Annotated in this window: 29 protein-coding genes; 22 read left to right on the top strand and 7 right to left on the bottom strand. The window is 41.0% G+C overall.

All coding sequences use genetic code 11. The annotated features are described in order from the left end of the window. Positions 1–34 precede the first annotated feature (34 nt). On the bottom strand, positions 35–202 hold the full coding sequence (locus ACM0OX_RS16030) for a hypothetical protein (protein WP_414516053.1): 168 nt from the start codon (positions 200–202) through the stop codon (positions 35–37). Positions 203–404: 202 nt separating this feature from the next. On the opposite strand from ACM0OX_RS16030, the gene ACM0OX_RS16025 reads away from it, so the two are divergent. From ACM0OX_RS16025 to ACM0OX_RS16010, 4 genes are all read left to right on the top strand, one after another. After that, entirely contained in the window at positions 405–1,043 is a 639-nt protein-coding gene (locus ACM0OX_RS16025) for a hypothetical protein (RefSeq protein ID WP_414516051.1), read from the top strand. 49 nt (positions 1,044–1,092) lie between these two features. After that, complete coding sequence (locus ACM0OX_RS16020) at positions 1,093–1,473, top strand: hypothetical protein (protein ID WP_414516050.1); 381 nt, start codon at positions 1,093–1,095, stop codon at positions 1,471–1,473. Between the two features lie 261 nt (positions 1,474–1,734). After that, on the top strand, positions 1,735–1,956 hold the full coding sequence (locus tag ACM0OX_RS16015; protein WP_414516048.1) for a hypothetical protein: 222 nt from the start codon (positions 1,735–1,737) through the stop codon (positions 1,954–1,956). 88 nt (positions 1,957–2,044) lie between these two features. Then, positions 2,045–2,374, top strand: a complete 330-nt coding sequence (locus tag ACM0OX_RS16010; RefSeq protein ID WP_414516046.1) for a hypothetical protein — start codon at positions 2,045–2,047, stop codon at positions 2,372–2,374. Between the two features lie 156 nt (positions 2,375–2,530). Here the strand turns inward: ACM0OX_RS16010 and ACM0OX_RS16005 are convergent, their stop codons facing one another. Further along, positions 2,531–2,998, bottom strand: coding sequence for a double zinc ribbon domain-containing protein (locus tag ACM0OX_RS16005; protein ID WP_414516044.1), 468 nt, complete (start codon positions 2,996–2,998; stop codon positions 2,531–2,533). 77 nt (positions 2,999–3,075) lie between these two features. Between ACM0OX_RS16005 and ACM0OX_RS16000 the strand changes: the two genes are divergently transcribed. The 15 genes from ACM0OX_RS16000 (at position 3,076) to ACM0OX_RS15930 (ending at position 16,692) form a co-directional block, all read left to right on the top strand. Beyond that, positions 3,076–3,990, top strand: coding sequence for a tyrosine-type recombinase/integrase (locus ACM0OX_RS16000; protein WP_414516042.1), 915 nt, complete (start codon positions 3,076–3,078; stop codon positions 3,988–3,990). Between the two features lie 172 nt (positions 3,991–4,162). Then, on the top strand, positions 4,163–7,147 hold the full coding sequence (locus tag ACM0OX_RS15995) for a Tn3 family transposase (RefSeq protein ID WP_414516040.1): 2,985 nt from the start codon (positions 4,163–4,165) through the stop codon (positions 7,145–7,147). A gap of 78 nt (positions 7,148–7,225) precedes the next feature. After that, positions 7,226–8,023, top strand: coding sequence for a hypothetical protein (locus ACM0OX_RS15990; protein WP_414516038.1), 798 nt, complete (start codon positions 7,226–7,228; stop codon positions 8,021–8,023). A 78-nt stretch (positions 8,024–8,101) separates the two neighbouring features. Beyond that, positions 8,102–9,013, top strand: a complete 912-nt coding sequence (locus ACM0OX_RS15985) for a hypothetical protein (protein ID WP_414516036.1) — start codon at positions 8,102–8,104, stop codon at positions 9,011–9,013. A 236-nt stretch (positions 9,014–9,249) separates the two neighbouring features. After that, positions 9,250–10,230 (top strand): DUF5895 domain-containing protein, encoded by a 981-nt coding sequence (locus ACM0OX_RS15980; RefSeq protein WP_414516034.1) that lies wholly within the window; start codon positions 9,250–9,252, stop codon positions 10,228–10,230. Between the two features lie 223 nt (positions 10,231–10,453). After that, entirely contained in the window at positions 10,454–10,738 is a 285-nt protein-coding gene (locus tag ACM0OX_RS15975) for a hypothetical protein (protein WP_414516032.1), read from the top strand. Between the two features lie 66 nt (positions 10,739–10,804). Continuing rightward, positions 10,805–11,074 carry a hypothetical protein gene (locus ACM0OX_RS15970; RefSeq protein ID WP_094329350.1) on the top strand — a complete coding sequence of 90 codons (270 nt, stop codon included), beginning with the start codon at positions 10,805–10,807 and terminating at the stop codon, positions 11,072–11,074. 166 nt (positions 11,075–11,240) lie between these two features. Further along, positions 11,241–12,314, top strand: a complete 1,074-nt coding sequence (locus ACM0OX_RS15965) for a hypothetical protein (RefSeq protein WP_414516029.1) — start codon at positions 11,241–11,243, stop codon at positions 12,312–12,314. A gap of 119 nt (positions 12,315–12,433) precedes the next feature. Then, positions 12,434–12,883 (top strand): DUF1257 domain-containing protein, encoded by a 450-nt coding sequence (locus tag ACM0OX_RS15960; RefSeq protein WP_414516028.1) that lies wholly within the window; start codon positions 12,434–12,436, stop codon positions 12,881–12,883. Positions 12,884–12,885: 2 nt separating this feature from the next. Beyond that, positions 12,886–13,092, top strand: coding sequence for a DUF2997 domain-containing protein (locus ACM0OX_RS15955; RefSeq protein ID WP_190963257.1), 207 nt, complete (start codon positions 12,886–12,888; stop codon positions 13,090–13,092). 90 nt (positions 13,093–13,182) lie between these two features. Continuing rightward, positions 13,183–14,805, top strand: coding sequence for an AAA family ATPase (locus tag ACM0OX_RS15950; RefSeq protein WP_414516027.1), 1,623 nt, complete (start codon positions 13,183–13,185; stop codon positions 14,803–14,805). A gap of 95 nt (positions 14,806–14,900) precedes the next feature. Next, positions 14,901–15,248, top strand: coding sequence for a hypothetical protein (locus ACM0OX_RS15945; protein WP_414516025.1), 348 nt, complete (start codon positions 14,901–14,903; stop codon positions 15,246–15,248). Positions 15,249–15,261: 13 nt separating this feature from the next. After that, positions 15,262–15,822: a WGR domain-containing protein gene (locus ACM0OX_RS15940; RefSeq protein ID WP_414516024.1), complete on the top strand. Its 561-nt coding sequence runs from the start codon at positions 15,262–15,264 to the stop codon at positions 15,820–15,822. 48 nt (positions 15,823–15,870) lie between these two features. Beyond that, entirely contained in the window at positions 15,871–16,095 is a 225-nt protein-coding gene (locus ACM0OX_RS15935) for a hypothetical protein (RefSeq protein WP_414516023.1), read from the top strand. A gap of 240 nt (positions 16,096–16,335) precedes the next feature. After that, complete coding sequence (locus ACM0OX_RS15930) at positions 16,336–16,692, top strand: hypothetical protein (RefSeq protein ID WP_414516021.1); 357 nt, start codon at positions 16,336–16,338, stop codon at positions 16,690–16,692. A 132-nt stretch (positions 16,693–16,824) separates the two neighbouring features. On the opposite strand, the gene ACM0OX_RS15925 is transcribed toward ACM0OX_RS15930, so the two are convergent. Continuing rightward, the gene (locus tag ACM0OX_RS15925) at positions 16,825–17,424 is read right to left on the bottom strand and encodes a Uma2 family endonuclease (RefSeq protein WP_414516019.1); all 600 of its coding nucleotides are present in this window, start codon (positions 17,422–17,424) and stop codon (positions 16,825–16,827) included. Positions 17,425–17,595: 171 nt separating this feature from the next. Then, positions 17,596–18,615 carry an NADP-dependent oxidoreductase gene (locus tag ACM0OX_RS15920; RefSeq protein WP_414516017.1) on the bottom strand — a complete coding sequence of 340 codons (1,020 nt, stop codon included), beginning with the start codon at positions 18,613–18,615 and terminating at the stop codon, positions 17,596–17,598. A gap of 218 nt (positions 18,616–18,833) precedes the next feature. Between ACM0OX_RS15920 and ACM0OX_RS15915 the strand changes: the two genes are divergently transcribed. Continuing rightward, positions 18,834–19,355: a hypothetical protein gene (locus ACM0OX_RS15915; RefSeq protein ID WP_414516015.1), complete on the top strand. Its 522-nt coding sequence runs from the start codon at positions 18,834–18,836 to the stop codon at positions 19,353–19,355. Between the two features lie 7 nt (positions 19,356–19,362). Here the strand turns inward: ACM0OX_RS15915 and ACM0OX_RS15910 are convergent, their stop codons facing one another. Next, a complete protein-coding gene (locus ACM0OX_RS15910; protein ID WP_414516014.1) occupies positions 19,363–19,911 on the bottom strand; it encodes a uracil-DNA glycosylase family protein in 549 nt (182 codons plus the stop codon). Between the two features lie 9 nt (positions 19,912–19,920). Further along, the gene (locus ACM0OX_RS15905; protein WP_414516012.1) at positions 19,921–20,139 is read right to left on the bottom strand and encodes a hypothetical protein; all 219 of its coding nucleotides are present in this window, start codon (positions 20,137–20,139) and stop codon (positions 19,921–19,923) included. 186 nt (positions 20,140–20,325) lie between these two features. Between ACM0OX_RS15905 and ACM0OX_RS15900 the strand changes: the two genes are divergently transcribed. Further along, positions 20,326–20,649 carry a hypothetical protein gene (locus tag ACM0OX_RS15900; RefSeq protein ID WP_414516010.1) on the top strand — a complete coding sequence of 108 codons (324 nt, stop codon included), beginning with the start codon at positions 20,326–20,328 and terminating at the stop codon, positions 20,647–20,649. A gap of 132 nt (positions 20,650–20,781) precedes the next feature. On the opposite strand, the gene ACM0OX_RS15895 is transcribed toward ACM0OX_RS15900, so the two are convergent. Continuing rightward, a complete protein-coding gene (locus ACM0OX_RS15895) occupies positions 20,782–21,144 on the bottom strand; it encodes a helix-turn-helix domain-containing protein (protein ID WP_414516009.1) in 363 nt (120 codons plus the stop codon). A 154-nt stretch (positions 21,145–21,298) separates the two neighbouring features. Between ACM0OX_RS15895 and ACM0OX_RS15890 the strand changes: the two genes are divergently transcribed. Beyond that, positions 21,299–21,442, top strand: coding sequence for a hypothetical protein (locus ACM0OX_RS15890; RefSeq protein ID WP_414516008.1), 144 nt, complete (start codon positions 21,299–21,301; stop codon positions 21,440–21,442). Positions 21,443–21,480: the final 38 nt, after the last annotated feature.

Genomic DNA, 21,480 nt, shown 5'->3' with positions numbered 1-21,480 from the left:
TGCTGTCTGGTGTTTTGACATCAATTAATACGCTTTACCCCTGAACATTTTTATAAGGCTTCGCCAATTCTAGATTGAGAGTGTTGTGCAAGCACAACAAACTGACCAACAAAAATAAGGCGATCGCTGCGTCTGGAAAACTCGCGATCGCCTTTTTACCCCAATCAAGGTATTGAGCCGAGATACGTGTAAAAACCTGCAAGATGGTCTGAAAAGCGTTACTATACCTAGCTTTCAGCGAATTCCACTTTCATCCTTATAGAGGTAAATATAGCGTAGCTGACACCAAGGGCAAACTAAACTCTTTAGTTTAAATACAAGAGAAATTTAAAAATTGTTAACAAGGTTATCCAAAAGATGTTAACAAGTTTATGCTCTAATGAGTATAAGCTGTTAACAAGTTTATGACTGACTCAATAGCCAAAGGTGGGCGTGGCCACAAAGCCCCTTATGAAACTACCCACGTCAGGATTGCTCTTGGTATCAAACCTGTTGTAGAAAGGCTGAGTGCCGTTTACCGTCAAAAATTTTTGGGCAAGATAAACCCAGACACCAATGGGGCAACTGAACTAATAGAACGTGTAGAAGCGGCGTTATCACCAGTTGTATCGACCGTTGAGGATAAAGAGCAAGTTTGCGAACGCTACTTGGCATCGTTGCAGCTAGAGGAGCTTGCACCTGAGTACAAAAAAGCAAAGCAGCATATTGAAGCATTTATTCAAGAGTTAGATCGGGCGCGATTGTCACTGACTCCATCTTTGAAGAAGATGAATGTTGAAGCATTGCGACTATTGCGTCAAGAATTTAAAAATAATTGGCTGAGTTTCTTTGAAGCAATCTCAATCGAGCCTGGATATTTTCAGACTTTTGAAGAGTTATTACAAGCTTTAGAGCGAGAAATGGCTGTACCGTATGGGGATTTAGAATCTTATGAAAAAGATTTCCTTCGTGGTTGGGATGAAATTTATGGTAGAGCTTGTGCTGAGGCTGACCGACGAAAACACGGGGCAAATCCTAACTTAAGCTGGTTTGACCAACCGTAGGTGTTGAAGAGACTGTCTAAATATCAAATACAAGGGAGAGAAATCAAAAATGAATATCAACAGTGAAAATTATGCTGGGTTTAAAAATTGGTCAAAGCTGGTTGAATCTTGGCCATGTATTCCTCCAATAATTTCGATTGATATTGATCGAGAGTGTAGTTGCGTGTGGTTTAATATAGGCGGTGAAAATCGTCCTCTTGTTAGGTATGATATTTTTTCCAGCATGGGTGGTTGGGAAAGTGGTCATCAGGCTAATGCTGCTGCTAATCCATCAGCTTTTTCACTAGAAGAAGCTGCATATTTATATAACCAACTGATTACTGGCAAGATGAATAATGAAGTCAAGTCAATTTTGACTCTTGTTGCACTTGCTAAAAAACGTGAAAACAGTCCTCAAGATCAATTACACGTATCTCGGTTCAATACGTAAACAACAAAAATAAGCGGAGGTGGAATCTACTTAATAGAAGCGCGAGTTTGGGAATTAGATCAAAATCTCGAATTAACCACTGAAGATGTTTTGATGCTGTGTGTCAAGAATATCACCTAAATGCTGAGTTGATAGAAAAAGAACTAAATTGTAAATGTCCATTTACAATAAAAAGGCTTTTTAAGTGAGTTAAAACCGCTAGAATTTTCCGATTATTTGAAAATTGAAGAAATGGTTGAGTTAGATAAACAGTAGTAAATTATGTCAACAATCCAACGCTTATCAAGCGGATTAAACCTAATTGTTAAGTACGATGAATCAGCTTATGTTGGTATTGGCTCAGAGATAAACGAGCCGGGTATCATTTATGTAGAGGATAAGTCTTTGAAAACTTATACTAATATGTCAGAACTTGAACGTCATAATATGAATTCTTGGGGTTGGAAGTGGGATAATGGATTGTGGATAATAGACCTAGACTAAAAGATTATTAGTGACCCTGACTGGGGCTAATAAGTGACGTTCAGGGAGAATTTTATACAATTAGATCATCAAAGCATGGATTTATACAATGAGAATTACTGAGATTTACGTTAGGAATAATTGTTTAGTATTTTGTACAGATGATGGATGTAAATCAATTTATCATTTATCAAATATTGTTGTAGATACAGGCTTATCAATAGATTCGCTCTCTCCCGAAAACCTACCAGAATCAAGAGTAAAAACAATTATTGAAGCTGAAGGTGAACAAATAGCAATAATTGAAATCAAAGGCCCAGTTGGTAGATTAGAAAATGCGGAGAATTGTCTTGAGGCTAACTATAATGATGCTACTCACAGTTGCTCTTATTGCTTTTCCGGGCAAATAAACAATATTTTAAATCAACTTTTTAGTTAACTTTGTGAGTTGAAAAGGGAATTATGCTTCTAGCTCTCAATGTCAGGTTGCCAATTGAGACAGGGTAAATGTGTCTAAAAATACTAGTATTAGTAATTTTGAGAGTCTTATAGCCTGAAAGTATTGTGGAGTCTGGGTTTGACAAAGAAGAGTAGCTCATTGGATTTTAGTGTTTTTGACGGGCGTTTTATAAGCACAGCCACAAATTGGACAAAATCGGTGTCTCAAAGACAACACCAACTCCCCGCAATTCGCGCAGTTAGCTCGAATGGGTGTACCGCAGAGATAACAAAACTTGGCTTTGACGTGACTCCACATAGGATCAGCCGCCGCGCCAGGATTCCAACATTGAGGACAAAATTTAAGCCCTCTAACCTGAGAGACTTCCTCACCCTTGATTACAGCATCCAAATATTCTTGAGGCACGCCAAGTGCGACGGCTATTCCTTGAAGTGTCCTGCGATTAATTTTAACCGTAAGTCCCCGCTCAATTTTCCCGACAGAACGTCCATGTATACCAGCAGCATCCGCCAACTCAGACTGAGTTAAATTGAGTTTCTTCCTGACCCGTGACACGTAACTAGCAAGGGATTCATCGCTATTGGGAGTTTTAAAAGTATCCATAAAAAGCTCAGGGCTAACTCCTCAAAAGATATATAATTTATCAATAAAAAACCAAGCGAGAGAATACAGAAACAACCGTGAAATCGGCTGTAACTTTAGCCACTGTCACGACCGAATTTCTAGAGCGTCCTGGTCTAGCACCAAGTACTAGAGAAACCTATGAACTGACTCTCGGACTTTTACTGCAAAAGTATGGAAGTTGGTCAATAGAAATTATCAGTAAGCAAACATTAGTTGAGTATCTAAATAATCTCAGTCATTTAAAATACACAACACACCACAAGCATCAAGCAATACTACAAAGTTTGCTTAACTTTGCAGTAGAACAAGGGTATATAAAATCCAACCCCATTCGGGGACTAAAACAACGTCTACCTGAAAGAGAGAAAGGCGAACATAAAAGCGACGATACAATAAAATATCTAACACAATCACAACTAAATATACTATATGCTGCCGTAAAAGATGACTTACGTCTTAGTGCAATAGTTCATTTACTGCATCGCACAGGATGCCGGATAGGAGAGCTTTTAGCCCTAAATATAGATTCTGTAGATATCAAGAACCAGAAATTTCAAGTACTAGGTAAAGGGAACAAACAACGCTGGTGTTATTACAGTGATGATGCAGCTTCAGCACTTGCTAAATACTTAAAATACTCACGGCATAAAAACACAGATGCCTTGTTGACAGCACAACATCCAGTTACCCTAAAAGTCAGTAGAATCAGCTACCATACATTGTATGATTATTGGCGGGAGACAATCAACAAGTGTCCGCAACTTCAACTCTGTCGCATTCACGATTTACGACATACATTTGCTACAGAACGAGTTGGATTAATCAGTATTGAGGAATTATGCTCGTTAATGGGACATGAAAGCATTCAAACAACTTTACGTTACGCTAAAGTCACCTCACAGAAATCAGAATCAGCCGCACGTCATGCCTTGAATATACTGATTAATTGCGACCAAAAAGCTGACCTTTAGGGCAATTATATAGAATCACTCAGTTACACTATGTTCTTCACCGAGAAACAGCATTTTATCTCAGTTAAAGTTTGTTACCCCAAAGAAGATAGAATACTGTTTGGTTGAACAGTGAGGAATCAACCGTTATCTAGTTATTTTGGATAATTTTTATGTTTTAAATATCACCTAAATGACCTTAGTTGACCGTACTGCATATCCTAAATTCAAACAATTTCCTAACCCAAAAGAGCTTGCAGAGCTTTATACCCCACAAAGCGAAGAAATCAAGCTTGCAAAGTCAAAAACTAAGAGTCACGAAGGATTTCTTAGTTTTATGGTCATGCTAAAATCCTTCCAAAGGCTTGGTTATTTTCCCCACCCCGAACTAGTACCAATTGCGGTCATCAAACATTTACGGTTGTGTTTAAAGTTACAAGATTGGGTAAAAGCCATTCCATCCGAACGCCAACGCTACACTTACCTTCAGGCGATTCGGGATTACCTGAAAGTCAAACAGTATAATAAAGCAGCTCAAAGATTAATAGCCGCATTAGTTGCAGAAGCTGCGGAGGTAAAAGACCACCCAGCTGATTTAATCAATGTAGCCATTGAAGAATTAGTTAAAGAACGATACGAGTTACCAGCTTTTAGTACCCTTGACCGATTAATTCGCCACATTCGTTCAATGGTCAATAATCGCTTGTTTGCACTTTGTTCTGAGGGGCTTTCCATCAATGAGCAGATTTATTTAGACCAATTGCTAGCGGTTAAAAATAATGAGGTAGATGAAAATGCCACACTTAATTTACTGAAATCGCCACCTAAAAGCGCCAAACTTAGTGGGATAAAACTCCTACAAAATAAGTTTGATATTCTTATGACCTTTGGTGATGCCAAGCGACTGCTACAAAGTATTGCCATCACCAAAGTTAGACATTTTGCGGCACAGGCTAGGGCTTTGGATATCTCGGAATTTCAAGATATTAATTTACCCAAACGTCGGACGTTGCTGTTATGTCTATTGTACGAGGCACAGGTTAACACCCGTGATTATCTTGTCGATATGTTTATTAAACGTATCCTCAAGATTCAAAATAATGCTAAACAGCGATTGCAGGAATTACGCGACAAACATTTAACTGAAACATCAGAGTTATTGGCTACCTTTGGGCAAGTATTAAAAGCATCTACAAAAGCCAAGGAAACTCAGGATAATGCTGTTTTTGGAGAACAGGTGCAATCAATTTTGGATGAACATGGTGGTACAGAATTGCTGTTGCAAAAGTTGGATGAGATTGCAGCGTACAACACCAATAACCATTTACCGTTGATGTGGCGGTTTTATTCTGCCAATCGGAAAGCACTTTTTAGTTTGGTGGCTTCTCTAGATATTCTCTCTACTTCTGCTGATGAGTCAGTAATTGAAGCATTAAAGTTCGTGTTAGAAAATCAACACAAACGCGCCAAGTATTTACCTTTTGAGATTGATTTAGATTTTATTAGTAGTAACTGGCGTGCGCTAGTTGTAGAAGAAATTGATGGAACTCAGGTTTTGGTTCGTCAGCAGTTAGAAATTTGCATCTTTTCAAATCTAGCAACTGAATTTAAAACAGGAGATGCGTGTGTTGTGGGTTCGTCAAGTTATGCTGATTTCCGCGAACAATTATTGAGTCATGCTGAATGCGAACCTTTGATAGAAGAATACTGTCGCTTACTTGAATTTCCTGCTAACCCAGATGACTTTGTTAAACACCTACAAGATAAATTAGCGCAGGTAGCTTTCGTTGTAGATAATATTTGTGCGGTTGATAAACAATTCACTATCAATAAAGACGGAGAACCTGTACTTAAAAGAATCCCATCGCTAGCTCAAACGGATGAAGTGGAAGAATTAGAATCAAAAATTCGGGCTTTGATGCCGGAGCGCAGTATCTTAGAAATTCTTTGCAATGTTGAGCATTGGTTGAATTGGACAAGGCATTTTGGTCTATTTTCAGGAAACGAACCAAAAATATCTGATCCTGCTGAACGTTATATTTTTACTACCTTTAGCTACGGCTGTAATCTTGGCCCTAATCAGATGGCTCGTCATTCCCAAGGTGCAGTGACAAGTCACATGATTTCTTATACAAACCGTCGCCATATTAGTGCTGCCAAAATTGAAGCTGCAATTCGGGATATTATCAATACTTACAACCGTTTTAGTTTACCGTCTTGCTGGGGTACAGGGAAAAAGGCTGCTGCTGACGGAAGCAAGTTTGAGATATACGAGAATAATTTACATAGCGAGTATCACATCCGCTACGGCGGTTACGGTGGTATCGCTTATCACCATGTCTCTGACAAATATATTGCTTTGTTTACCCACTTTATCACCTGTGGTGTGTGGGAGGCTGTCTATATTTTGGATGGGCTGTTGAAAAATCTCTCAGATATTCAACCAGATACTTTGCACGCAGATACTCAAGGTCAATCTGGGCCTGTGTTTGCTATTTCTTATTTTCTCGGTATCAAATTGATGCCGCGTATCCGTAACTGGAAAGATTTAACTTTTGTTCGCCCCAGCGCAGATGTTACCTACAAGCATATCGAACCGTTGTTTAAGGGCGTGGTCAATTGGAATTTAATCAAGACTCATTGGTATGACATGATACGTGTAGTACTGTCAATTAAGGCAGGCAAGGTGATGCCTTCGACGCTTCTACGTAAGTTGGGTAGTTATAGTAAGAAAAATCGACTTTATCAAGCTTTTCTTGAGTTGGGCAAGGTAGTACGAACAATGTTTTTGCTCGACTATGTTTCTAATGTGGCTCTTCGGCATGAGATTACAGCGATAACGAATATTGTGGAGATGTATAATGCTTTTCTCGACTGGGTGTTTTTCGGTAAGCTGGGAGCGATTACTGAAAATGATCCTATTGAGCAGGAAAAGCGGCTGAAATATCTTGATTTGGTAGCAAGTGCAGTTATTTTGCAGAATACGGTTGATATGTCGTTGGCTATCCAAACGTTGATGTCACAGGGAGAATTGATTCCCATGCGACACCTTGCAGCAATGAGTCCATACATAACAAGACATATCAAAAGATACGGTGACTATGTGGTGAATTTACATAATATTCCCCAACCATTGGAAGCTGCTATTAATCTGCCACCAGAAATCTTTGAAACATAGATATACCAACGGTTTCCAGACCATCTTGCAGGTTTTTACACGTATCTCGGCTCAATACCAATCAAGAGGCAATTTCTAATGATTACACAAACTTCAGCCCCTACGCCAACAAAAGATCCGTTAACCACACAGGATCGCCAAATCATTGCAACTATCGTCAATCAGTCAGACTACTCAAAAGAGTGCAAGCCCGAAGATGTAGTGACTATCTGGATAAACTCGGATGATATCGTGTGGGTAAAAATGACCCACGGTTATGCTCGATACCACAAGCACTGTTTCAAACGCGCTGTTGCAGAGGTAAAAGCGAGTCTTTCTGCTCCAGTGGAGTGCAATCACCAGGAAGATGAGGAATTAAAACAAGCTTCTGAGAAAATTGGCTTGTTGGGTGATTGTGATTGGTTATCGTTGAGCGTCCAATACCATTCTGATAAAGTAATCGGTCATGCTGGTTGTTATATTTCCCACAAGGCTCGATTATTTTCCCCATCGGCTGAATGGGATTTTACACTGCCGAAGTGGAATATGCCTGCTGCCATCTGTCCAGACTGCGAAGGACATGGGTGCGGTAACTGCTCCTATCGCGGTACTCGTGCAGAAGACTTGTGTACACCAGCGGACGGCTATCGACTAACTTATGTCGGCAAGACTGACCTTCAGACGGCTCACAATGTATATCTGGACGGTGAGTTCTTGGGCATACTCTTCAAGGTCAGAAACGCTGAGGAAGTCTGGGAAAACGACCCCAAGACATACTACTGGCGCTGTGGCGATGGAGTGCAGTATTGGAGCGTCAGAGAGGCTGTAGAAGCACTGTCCAGGGTAACTGCTCCGATTGAACTGCCGCAAGTTTGTCGGGAGTTGATAGCAGCGTAAGTAAAATGGTAGGTTTTAATGCCCACCATGTAACCATAACCAACCCTTGTAAAATAAAACACAGTTCGCTCTTACAAAATGACCCAACAACCTCACCAACCTCACGACAAATTTGCCAAGGAATTTTTAGAAGAGCTACTGGCTCCTTTGGGTGAAGTGAAAATTAACAGGGAAGTAACAGATGCAACAAGATTTGTAGATGTATTATTTTTACCTTCCCCACAAGCCCAAGCGGAAAATCTAGGATTGCTGGGAAGAATTGCTCTACTCAATACAACGCTACTGGAACCATTTCGGAATCAGCCCAGCAGGACGGAAGTACGTAACTGTTTCATGAAGTTGTTCACTGTGATTGCGGATTCTCAGCGCAAAGCCAAAAGAGAAGAAACTACCATTAGCGAAGATGATTTAGCTCGTTTGTGGATTTTGACACCTAGTGCTTCAGCCTCTCTGTTAGCAGATTTAGAGGTTAAGCTAGACTTAGAAAAGTGGATGACTGGAGTTTACTTTTTTCAAGAATGTTTCAGAGGCGCGATAATAGCGATCAACGAGTTACCCGTCACAGAAGAAACTCTATGGTTCAGGCTTTTGGGAAGAGGCACAGTACAACAGCAAGCAGTAAGTGAACTGGTTGCCCTTCCACCAGAGAATCTTGTCCGCCGTAATGTTCTTGAAATGGTTTACAGGTGGCGTATAAGCGTGATGACACAAACCGATTTAACTGAAGAAGATCAGGAGTTAATTATGAATTTAACAGAAGCTTATCAAGAAGCAAGAGCGCAAGCGGTACAGGAGGGAGTAGAGCAAGGAGTACAACTTGAACGCCGTCAAGTTGTAGAAAACTTGTTAAGATTCCGGTTTGGTTCTGTAGATGAAGAACTTTCAAAAGTAGTCGATAGTTTATTGCAGTTAACACCAGAAGAATTTACTCCCCTATGTCTTGAATTATCTCGTGAAGATTTGCTAGCAAGATTTAATCCACATCAATAATCTGTACAAAGCAAATAATTAGTAATAAAAAGCGCTTTTGTAGTAACAAGAGCGCTGTTTTATTGGCTCTGTACTTGATAGATACATCTGAAATCAACGGCTTCGCCAATGAGAGAGTGAAATCTGTTGATATTAAACAATGACCTATCAAGAAAATAATGCAGAATTACCCACTCAGAATTAAAGCTTCGCTTATTCTTTGCGAAAACTAACATTAAAGAAAGGCAGCAGCTACTATGACAGCTTTTGACTTTGATTCTGCTGAACACAAGTCATACCAAAAGACCCCAGCAGCCAAAAGTATTCCTTCACCCGCAGGCATTTGGATTGCTTACGAAAATCAACAATTAGCAGGATGGTACAAAAATAAAGAACTAGTTGGTGGGAAAGAGTATAAAGTTCTCACTAACAAGTTGGACGAAAATGATGAAAAGATAGGCATTCCTGGCGCTCTTTATAGACAACCAAGAATACTTGTGATTGGGCGATCGCCTCTGCTATACGGAAACGATAGAAAGGTGATTGGAGTTTGGCGTAGCAGTGATGGTTTGGACAAGAACGCCTACAAATTCGGTAGGCGGTATATGGTGATTTTCGTCGATGCCCAAAATCTACCTCTTCATATCGCACCAGTACAAATAACTGCTTGGGGAGTGTTTCAAGTTTCGTTTGATCAACAACTAATGGCATTCCGTGAAACCTGCGAACAAGCTTATGCAAGTTTTCAAGGCAAACATCACCAACCGAAGAATTTACTTTGGCATTCGATGTGGGTATTTTGTCCCACATTGAAAACAGAGAAACGTGAAAAAGGGGGGCAAACTTCCAATGCCTGTGTATGTACTGGATACGAAAAGCCAACTGCGCTCAACTGGGAAAGTTATTGTATTGGCAAGAAACCAATAGCTCAAGAAATTGCCCTTGTGCATAATTCCATCAGCGATTGGTGGAAAAAAGGATTACCTAAAAACGACTTATCAGGAGCAGCTACGTCTCATGCACTTGATCGTAATCAATTGATGATGGAGTCACAACGATTGATTGAAGCTTTAGGTTGGAAAGAGGAAGAGGGCAAACAGTTTCTCATAGACAACTATGGGAAAAAAGGAAGGCAGTCACTAACTAACGAAGAATTTGCTAACTTCGTCAACAAATTGCAGTCTATGCAAGCAAATTATGATGATGAAGTTGGTTACTGGCAGGATGTGCCTTCTTAATAACCAAATACTTCTTGAGGTGATTGTAGCAATTGTGTTCGCCTTTATGCTTCCTTATTTACCTTCAAGTAGGGACGCATATTTGATCAGTTCTCAAGTCTTGTCTACAGATAACAAAGAAAAGGAAAGGGAAAAAGTTTTTCTTGTGAGAGTGACTTAATAATTCTTGAATCCCTTTTTCCTCTTTTGATTGGACTGTATATCAATCATTTAAAATAACCCCATGAGAACAATAATCGTTCACCCTAGTATCGAAAACTTACAGCAGTTTTCTGACTCGTTCGACATTGAGAAACTATTGCAATCTAAAGGAATTCTGCCGTGGCTTTTAGCAAATGGCTGGAAGTACGACGACGAATCTTGTTTGATTGCAAATATCGTTGATGAGTCAACAAGTCTTGATGAAGTTTGGGAATCAAACGAGTTTGATTTTAATGCTCTGCCTGATGAATCAAAGGAAAAATTGAATCAGATTATCCGTGAAAAACTCTCCAGTCAAACTGATTAAATCTGACTGGAGAGAAAAATCGATTCCACAAAAGATTATCACACACTCTACTTCAATAGTAATCAGATGGAATTAAATTTGATTAAAGTCTACGACTCAACGCTTTTAAGCTCCTCAAAAGTTTACCAAATCGACGGTACGCTTTCTCGATACTTGGGTGATGAAGGTACTATCCAACATCCACAGTATCTATTTGTACCTCTGCCAAATCAAAGAAAAAAAGTCAGCTTTCGACTAAATCGAAACAAACTCATGACTCGCTGTTACGAAGTCGAAGGCATGGTTTATCAAAAGCCTGTGGTACAGGATAATTCACAGCAACTTCAACTATTTTGAGTTATGTCAATACATAAACCACCAGTCATTAAAAGGCATATTCGCCTACAAAATAGCTCTAAAAAAGTAATCTATAGAGCTACTAAAGACATTCACAGATTGAGAAATACTCACAAAGAAAGCTTCGCTTAATCGAGAGTGAAAACAATGATTGAGGTGAATAATCATGGTACAGGCAATTGACAACCCTATTGCTGCAAATTTCCTGACTGATGCAGTAGTCGAGCGCCATAATTTCTCACAGTTAAATAAAACCCGTATTCGGTTTCGCATTCAGCTAAAGAAAAGTACAAAATCTGCTGCACCTAAATGGGCAGATGTACTTAAAGCTGAGGTTTCCGAAATTGAATCAGACCTTGTGAAAGTTACAAATTCCGAAGTCGGTTTGCGGGGTATCAAGGTCTTCAAAAAGCTAGATGAAGCTGCTGCCCAACTGAGGCAAGAGATTACTTCGGTTCAAGAATGGATGTCTGCTGATACTGGTGATTGGATTTGTCCGATTGATTTGGCTCCACTCGTCTGGAATCAGTTAATCAATATCAGAGATAATATCGCCCCTGGTTTACGAAATCAATTAAAAGCTGATTACGAAGCAGGACTTCTTGATTATCAAGAGCGGATTGACCAGTTTCTCTCACTCCATACTTGGGAATTATCGCAGGATAAGCAAGAATCAGTCAAAGCCAACTTGTTAAGAGCATTCCCAACTCTGACCGATCTTGAAGACTATTTGCAAGTCGTTATTGGTCGTCCGGTGATTATCCCGGCATTGTCCGAACAACTCAATCAGCAACAAGCCGAATGTCTTGACCAGATTACCAAGTTCATCCAACAGTATGACCAAAATCTGGAGCAACGATTAAGGGAATCTGCTCTAGCTGGCGGTGAACAACTTGCCGCGCAACTCCTTGAAGAGTTGGCTGATTGGGAGCCAGGGAGGAAACCCATACAGTTTAAAAGAAAAATGGAGCGTCATCTGATGAAGGTTCAAGTGCTACTGGCAAACGCTTCACCGGAGGCAGGCAGTAGCTTGGAGGCGATGATGGCGCACTTAGATTCTATCGTTAATGATCCAGCGATTGAGTCCAAAAATCTTGGTTCTGATACGCGCAGTCAATTGCAGCAAAAGATGCAAGAGATTCGCACCAAGTTGTTAGATGAACAACGCAATCTACAATCACTTGCGACTGACGACGTGGGCTTATCGAAAGCTACCGTGATGTCGTTTAAGTTCCGGTAAAAAACAGTCTTGGGCGAGGGTGAATTCGCTCAAGACTAAATACCTTAAACGAAAAATGCATATAGCATATAAACCTCAAAAGAATACCGCACTTCTACCGCTATAGGAACAAAATTCTCATGTCACACTTCTCAACCGTTAAAACTAAACTTGCTAACCGTGAATGTCTTATTTTTGCACTCACGGATCTAAACCTATCACCACAAGTTCATGAAGAAACGCAGCCACTAAAAGGATACTACGGCGGCTCTCAAGGACAAAGCGCTGAAATCATCGTATCTGGTCTTACCATAAAAGCCCGTGCAGACATCGGATTTAAGTGGAATCAGTCAAGCGGTGTGTACGAGGTCATACACGATAGTTACGAAACAGTTCCAAAGTTGGGACAAGACTTCTTTAGTAACAAGTTGATGTTGGCTTACGGACAACGGATGGTGAGAGCTAAAGCTGCCGAGTTACAAGAGCAGTTTGGGGAATGCAGTATTGCCGAAGGAACCAATGGAACTGTGCAAACTCTACGGCTGACTTTTGCTGGACATCAAGAAGTTCAACAATATGTAAGGAGATAAACATGGAACGTTCAGTTTTGATTCATTTTGACAGCGCTACAGGTGAAGTGAAAGTGGAAGCGGAAGGGTTCGAGGGATTGAGTTGTTTATCGGCTACACAACCATTTGAAGAAGCACTTGGAGTTGTGGGCGATCGCACATTTAAAGATGAAGCCCAAACCCAACAACTTCGGACTACGAACAGTAATCAAACACGTTTGCGTCAGTAATCAGTCATCAGTTACCAGTCTTAACTCGGCTGGTAACTGCTGATCATAAAGGCTTCGCCATTTCATAAGTGAAATATTTGAATAATTGACATGAAACTCTCAAATCTTCTCTCCACACTTGATTCCCAAATCCCGATCGCCGCAGTTGATGTCCTGTCCCCCGATGAGGCAACTATCATTCAGTGGTTGACAACCGAAGCTAAAGAAAAACTCAACAGTCCAGTTTTCTTTTGGAACCTGGGAGTATCCAGCCTGGAGCAATGCCTGATTGCACCGGATGGTGGGCTGGTGTTTAAGTCAGTGCCAGAGTACAAAAGACCTGCTCATACAGATCCGTTGCTGTTCGTATTCGACTATATCAATAACTTTGATGGCGTTGGCGTGTTTATTCTGGGGGACATACACCCATTTCTTGGCAAGAATTCCCCACAGATGAGTTGGGAAATCTTGACCAGAGTGAAAAACCTTTACCATCGGCTCAAACCTACAGAAAAACGGATCGTGCTACTGGGTCAAAACATCGAACTACACGATTCTTTGTTAAGGCTCATCCCCTACTGTGAAGTGCCACTACCGAACATTGGCCAAATTCAAGACCACTTCGAGTCATATCTGGTTTTTCTTGAAGAATCTGCTACTGAGCAGGATGTCACATTTCGAGTGTCCCTGAGTTATGAAGAAAAAGAAACCTTTGCACGGGCAGCGCTGGGACTGACGTTAGAGGAAGTCAGCGATTTCTTGCGACTGACCGTTAAAGAGCGTTTGAGCCGGAATGGTATTTTGATTGATGCCACAGTTACGCCTCTAATAGTCGAGTACAAAACTCGGCTGCTGGCTCAGATGGGAATTGAGTTAGGCAAACCTGCAACTATCCCCTTTGGCGGACTCGATTTACTGCGCGAATGGCTGATGAGGCGGCGGCGACTGTTCACTATTGAAGCGCGATCGCTGCATCTGCCGCAACCCAAAGGCGTATTGTTGGCGGGGCCTCCCGGAGTTGGTAAAAGTTTACTTGCTAAAAACATCGCAACTATACTGAATCTACCACTCCTACAACTTGATATTGCGTCCCTCCTTGGTTCTCTAGTTGGTGAATCTGAAGGCAATGTCCGCCGCGCACTTAAAACGGCTGAAGCTATTGCCCCATGCGTATTATGGGTTGATGAGATAGAAAAAGCACTTTCGGGGATTGGTGACACAAGTGGAGTTTCCCAGCGAATCCTGGGAAATCTGCTCACATTTATGAGTGAGTGTACGGCTGGCGTGTTTGTTGTAGCTACCTGCAACGACCCGTCAGCACTACCAAGTGAACTCAAGAGGAAGGGAAGATTTGATGAAAACTTTTTTGTTGACTTACCAACCGAACCGGAGCGATGTCAAATCCTGAAAATTCACCTGGAGCGTTTTGGCATTGTGGTCGAAGGCGAATATCTGGAAGCGATCGCTGCAAACACCGCGAAGTTTTCAGGAGCCGAACTGGAAACTCTAGCAGCAGAAGCGGCACTACTGGCGTTTGACGAAGGGCGACCGCAGCAAGTGACGCTGGGAGATTTAGAAAATTGCAGCCATTCCATTACCCCACTTGCCGTTCAGGATGCGGCGGCAGTGGAGCGAATGCAAGCTTGGTCTAAGACTGCGAGGGCAGCAAGTAGTCCTGTCATCGGGGCGAAACAAGCGTCTTTGCGTACTGCCAAGTTTCGCAACATGAACTGATGAGAAAGCGATTGTCTTCTGATTCTATGGGGCGATCGCTCTTTCTTTTGCTAATTGATAACAGCCAATTAACATAGTTAATAAGGTGAAGAAATATGACAACAGACTTAGTTACTTATTACGGGCAGACTCCAATCATTGACCAATTGGTTGATAATTATGGCGCATATTTGGAGAAATTAGACAGAGAAACCAAATTGTTGCTTCGGATGGCGTTAACAAATTATGTATTTATGCAAGAAAGGCATGAGCCGAGCGGTTACACACTAATAGAAGCTTCTAGAGATGCACTTTTTGTCAGATTTATTGGCATGGATATGCCACAAGTTTTGGTGGATATTTGCTCACACTTAAAAGGGCTGACACAAGATGAAGCTGAAACTATATTATCCGCTTTACAGCATCAAATTCGATGGGGCAATGCCCGTCAAGCCGTGAGTTGACAGGGTAAGAAACATGGAAATCTATTTAGTTTTTGTTGATGCAATTCAAAACAGCAATAAATTCTGGGCGGCCATTGTCGAAGATGGTAATTTAACAGTCCAGTGGGGTAGAGTCGGCTATCAAGCACAGGCTAAAGTCCACACATTAGGCAATCATCAGAAAGCCATTGCTAAATTTCATAATTTAGTAGCAGAAAAGAAAGCTAAAGGCTATAGCGAAAGTCAGCCAGAGATTGATGCTAGCCGCAGTGTTGTAGACATTAGACGAGCTATTCAATTGTTGAATATTATCCGTCCGGCTGTTGCTCTCCAGAATTTTGGTGATACCTACATATCTGCTCTTAATGAATATCTGAAAATTGTCCCAACACCTTTGGGGATGCAGATAAATTATCACAGAGTTTACCGCACAGTAGCAGATATTGACTATCAGCCAGAGTTGCTTAATTCCCTGTTAGCGACACCTGCACCAATTGCTGCTGCTGTGGCTGTTGGTCATGCCCCTGAAGCAACAGCAGAAATTAAGGTAGTCAGTCTCAAGACTATCAGTAAGAACTTCTGGCGACATTTGTAATTGTAAAGACCCGGATGTAAGCTTTTGATAAAAATAGGAGCAAAAAAAATGTCTAACACAGCAACACTACATTATGATTATTCATCTGAAGAGGACGAAGAATTAAGTTGGTTGTGGATAGCAAAAATGAAAGAGCCAGGACTACCTGAACCTTATTGCTATTCACTGCTTTTTAGCGCCGAAGGAACTCATGCAGCAACGTTAATTAAAAATTTTCAGCCTTTATCTGGAGATGAAGCACAAGATTATGCCAAACAATTAGCTTTTGGCTAAATAAAAAATAGAAGCTAAATATCCCTCAGTGCAGTATGTGCTGGGGGATATTTCTAACTGACTTTCAGCTTAATCGCTTGTTTGTCCTTTTGGTTGTTTCGTATGACATAGCTTAATCATTAGAATATTTTTTCTGAATATGGGAATTTTATGTAAATTTAACCACGTTGACCTGATGAAAGTTTACAATATAATTACTGAAACTAATCTAGTTACAACCAACAGGCTTTGGTTTGACCCATGACTGATAATAAACAAGTTGTCTGCCAACTCACTCAACAAAAACCAAAACGTGTTTTGGTTGTAGCTCCAAGTGAACTAGCTATCCATCATCGTCACAGGCAATCCTTTCAAACACCGCTTACTTTAAGCAATTGCATTCTCAAATTCATCGCTAAATTATCCATCGTCAGCGCGATGTTGTTTGGGATCAGTGCGTTGGGCTACTGGGGATTAGAAATTGTTGAAGCTAATACAATCCCAAAAATAGAACACAGATACGATTGGCGAACCCAAAAACATATTTGTTTCGGTTGGATGCTAGTTACTTTTTCTAGCTTTCTTGGAAGTGCTTCTTTTGGTAACGAGTCTCACTAATCAGTTCCAGAGGATAGAGTTCATAATAAAAATTCATCACTCAAAAGTCATAATTGAGAAGCAATTCAATATGATTGGTAGATTGATTTATGAAAATTTCTGTTGGTATTATTGTCAGAGAGTTAAGCAGCCTTAAAAATTAATGCGACGATAGATTTCAGTCAGTGGAATTTCTACGTTTAAACTGTGCAGCATAATTGTCCGCTCAAAGTGAGAGTGAACTTGCCATAGCCAGCGATCATTACTGTTACGATCCAAATTATGATACTGCTCAATGTAGGGTTCAGTTTGGCTGACAAGCACATATTCACAAAAGCTGGCAACAGAGCGATATTTTCTGAACTTATCCACTCGATCATAAGCTTCAGTAGATGGCGATAAAACTTCGACAATAAGCATTGGATTGAGAATTTCATCATTGCGATTGCCATTGAACTCTGGTTCGCCATTCACAACCATCAAATCGGTATAAGTCCCACATTGATATTCAGGAATCCAAACTCGCAAGTTGCTGTTATACAAACGAAAATCGGTGTCTCTCAATAAAAACCCTAGAGTTATTAAGAAGTTGCTGGCGATCGCGCTATGAGTAACCGATCCTCCCGACATAGTAATAATCTCTCCGTTGCGGTATTCATGGCGTTCTGGACTGGTTTGTTCCATAGCCTGATACTCGTCTAAGGTAAGGCGAGTTGTTATTACTTCTGGGGGACTGGTTTGAGCAAAGACCACAATCAGACCTCTTGAATAATTACCTTTAAAACTATTATCTGCAACGCCAGGAGAAATTGCTAATGAACAGTGGAATGCCGCAGTTTCCAAGTGGGGCTACAATGTGCTTCCATCGGCTGCTTGCTGATGTGTTTTATTGCCTAAAGGCAAGAATTCATTCAAAAAGTATGCTTATCGTGTCGGATCGTCACTGACTTGAACAATCAGCTTGCCGAAGTTTTTCCCTTGTAGTAAGCCGATGAAGGCGTGCGGGGCGTTTTCCAGTTTCTGTACTACATCTTCCTTGTACTTGAGCTTACCTTCTTGCAACCACCCAGAAACGTCTTTGACAAACTCTGCCTGTCGATGTTGGTAATCACTCACAAGAAATCCTTTGATTAACGCCCGTTTAACCAACAGCGGCATTAAATTAGGGCCAGGAGGAGAATTTTCGGCATTATACTGTGAGATTAAACCAACCAATGGGATTCTTGCTCCTTGATTAATGTGCTGCAACACCACTTCTAAAATCGGGCCAGCTGTATTATCAAAGTAAACATCCACCCCATTCGGACAAGCGGCTTTTAGGGCTGAAGTCAGTTCTTGAGTTTTACGGTTAATACAGGCATCAAACCCTAATTCTTTCGTCACATAATTGCATTTTGCATCACTCCCAGCGACTCCTACCACCCGACAGCCTTTGATTTTGGCAATTTGACCCACTACAGAACCGACTGCACCAGAGGCGGCAGAAACAACAACCGTTTCACCAGTTTTGGGTTGCCCAATATCAAGCAGAGCAAAGTATGCCGTCATTCCGGGCATTCCCGTTACGCCCAACGCATAGGAAATGCGAGCTTGATTGGGGTCAAGCTTACGTAAAGTTTCACCTTTCGATATGCCATAGGCTTGCCAGCCGTCATAACCAAGTACAAAATCTCCGGTTGAGAATTGGGGATGGTTAGATTTCATCACTTGGCTAACTGTGCCTCCGACCATCACAGACCCCACCTCTACTGGAGCAGCATAAGACTCGCGATCGCTCATACGACCCCGCATATAAGGGTCAAGGGAGAGGTAGATCGTCCGATTGAGGACTTCACCTTCCCCTGGTTCTGGAATTGGTGTTTCGACAAGGGCAAAGTCGCTCTCTTTCGGCTCTCCAAGCGGACGGCTTTTGAGTAAGATTTGTTGGTTAATTGAATTAGTCATTGGCTGTGTCTGCTTATTTACTGATTTTTTCTATCAAAACTACAAGTCGTTTTGAAAGCACCCTTATTACAGTAGCTTGTCTAATGTAATAAGCAGCGAATCCGTTTGCCTGTAGCGTGATAGACCGCGTTGGCGATCGCTACTTTTCCCTACATCAATACTTCTCACGCTAAATGCTAAATTTTATTTAGCCACCCAGCAGGAGTTTTCTTTTTCTTATGTGGTTCTGGTCTGCCGATTCAGTAGAACAAGAATTATTTGATTTGTACGCTCCAGCCCTGCAATCGCTTGGCGTAAATTTTAATGACGAGCAACTCCAAGACACTCTAGAAGCAGCAAGCTATGGTTTAGAAGATGCTTTCAGGAGCGCGATTGTTTATATGCTTTGGCTCGAAGAAAATCTAAAACCGATCTACCCGACTGCGATACTAATCGAGGCACTTGCAAATCAATGGCGCACCAAGTACTGGAAACGGGAGTATTTAGAACTTGAACAGTTGCTCTCACCCGGAACGCGCTGGTGGAGGGCAGCAGTGGATAAGTGGGGTTACGACGAGCGTAATCAATTGGTTGCAGACATATTTTACGACCACGGGCAGGAATTTATCAAGTTCCGAAATGGTAAAGAAATTCTAGTTGACACCGCTTATAAGTGGGGATGGGAGCGAGTCGCAGATTATGCGTCCCCGTTTTCAGAAAATAATTGGCCGCTTGGCAGTATCAATGCAAGGGAATCTTGATCTAGCACTATAACTTATTCAAGAAAGCCAAAACTTTTTCCTGCCAAAAATTAATACGATTTGCTCTTGTTGCTGGCTTGCCGATGAGGTTAGACCATGTTTTATGATTTGCAGGGCTAGGATGAGGGAACTCAAAATGATTTCCGCTTAACCCTATGCTGTTTACTGTTGTAGTTGCTACTTGTCCCCAAGTGATAACAGCAAGGGGTTCAAAAATTTCTAACTCTGCCTTCAAAATTTTAATGAAGCGCTTTTGGTCTTGTTCAATTAGAGGGATATTATGGTTTCCATTATTAGACTCACTAACCCAAATTTTAAACACATCTGTCAAATAAACTCGATATCCCTCATTTAGTAAAACTCTGATCAGGTCAAAGTAAAGCCTCGTACTGCGATGTTTTTCACGGCAATAGTTTAGGTGTAAAGCGTATGGCGTTCCAATAGTAATTTCTTCTACTCTTTCTTTACTTTGCCGTCGAGGGTCTTGTCCAAGTATAACAACTGTTCTTTTTTCCAAAAAATTATCATTTTGTTCAAGTATACTGGGTATATCCACTCCGATTAGTCAAGCGTCATCATAGGATTTTTGAAAACTTTCACTAGATGAATGAAAGATATCTCTAGAAAGAGTATGTTCAAGAAAGCCTTCCATCTCAAACTCTTTTCGCATTGTTTCATATAGTGGAGATAAATGATTTTGTGAAATAGTAAAAACTTCAGATAACTGCTGGTACAAATACTCAAACTCATTGCCTCTAAACTGTGAAAATAAATACTCAGACATATATATATTAATATTGTAGATAAACTATTCAGATAGATTACCCACTTTCACCAACAAACAATCAAAAAGTAGAATTATTTAGTTTTTTGACTACAAATACCAGAGACAATTGAACTATGACATTTTATTAACAAGTCTTAAGTTAATTGCTTCCAGTCCCAATCTAATGGCATTTGAACGACAATTATGAGTAACCCTCTTTCCCATCCCGAAGATCCAGACTTCCATTCATCTATTCAGGAGAATCTAAAACAGCTTTCTGCTCAGTTGGGATCTCCTTTGTCCGAATTATCAGTCATGGAAATATACCAGAATGCGTGCGATCTACTGAGCCACGTTTCTCCATCACCTCTTACTCTTGCCCGCGTTGCTGGAACATTACTCGTCTATCGAGTCCAGGACACAGAACCGGAAGAATTTGAGTGGTTCAGTACCCAGGTGAAACAATGTCTAGACGAAGAAGAAGTTGAGGAGTTGATTGAATCAATACATCGCACGGATGCTTTGTAATTGCTGAAAAAGCGGGAGTTTCGCGCACATCGGATACCGTCGCATCATCTCTTGCAATTCCACTACCTTACCTTGGGGCGTATATACAGTTTCCCCAGACAGCGCAATTACAATCCTTGCCACCTCAGCGACTCAAAGGGAGCGATCGCAGTAGAGTTCACCTGACCATCTTCCAAATTCATATCCTAGTTCTGATGGTTCCTTTTCCAGTACATTTAGCAGTAACTCTACATATAATTCTGTGACTTTACGATGATTACCTTGTTCTCGCTTATCTTTTAAACTTTCTAGGTTATCTGCGTCTCCATGAACACACCAATATGCTACGCTTCGGTATGCACAACCTAAAAAAGTGCTAATCTCTTGGTACGTTTTGCCATCATTCATCAACAACAGCATTAATGCCCGTTCTCGTAGATGCTTGTCCGCACTTTCTCTGACGGCTTGTTGTAAATTTTCTTGTTGACCTAGTGAGAGAAAACCTCTAGCTGGCATGGCAGTAAATACAATACTTATCCAATTTCTATTTTATGCAAATTAAAGGTACAGCAGCTTATTTCAGCATATTACGCACTGGTCGAATGCTGTAGATAAGATTCGATACGCCCAGGCTGTAGATGCAGCAGTTGGACTAGACCAATTTATGAAGGTGGCAAGGGTATCAACAACGGCTACAGAACAACCACTCACAGAAGAGGAGTTGCTAGACAAAGAATTTGACGCACTAACGAGTGACGAGTGGGAGCGGTTAAACAGATACGTTCCAGAAACTAGAGATTTAGTTGCAGCGTAAGGAAACGGGTGGGTAGTAAGACCCACCTATGTAGGAAG

The organism is Nostoc sp. PCC 9305 (assembly GCF_963920915.1).
Classification (GTDB): domain Bacteria; phylum Cyanobacteriota; class Cyanobacteriia; order Cyanobacteriales; family Nostocaceae; genus Nostoc.
This window is presented reverse-complemented; position numbering and strand designations above follow the sequence as displayed.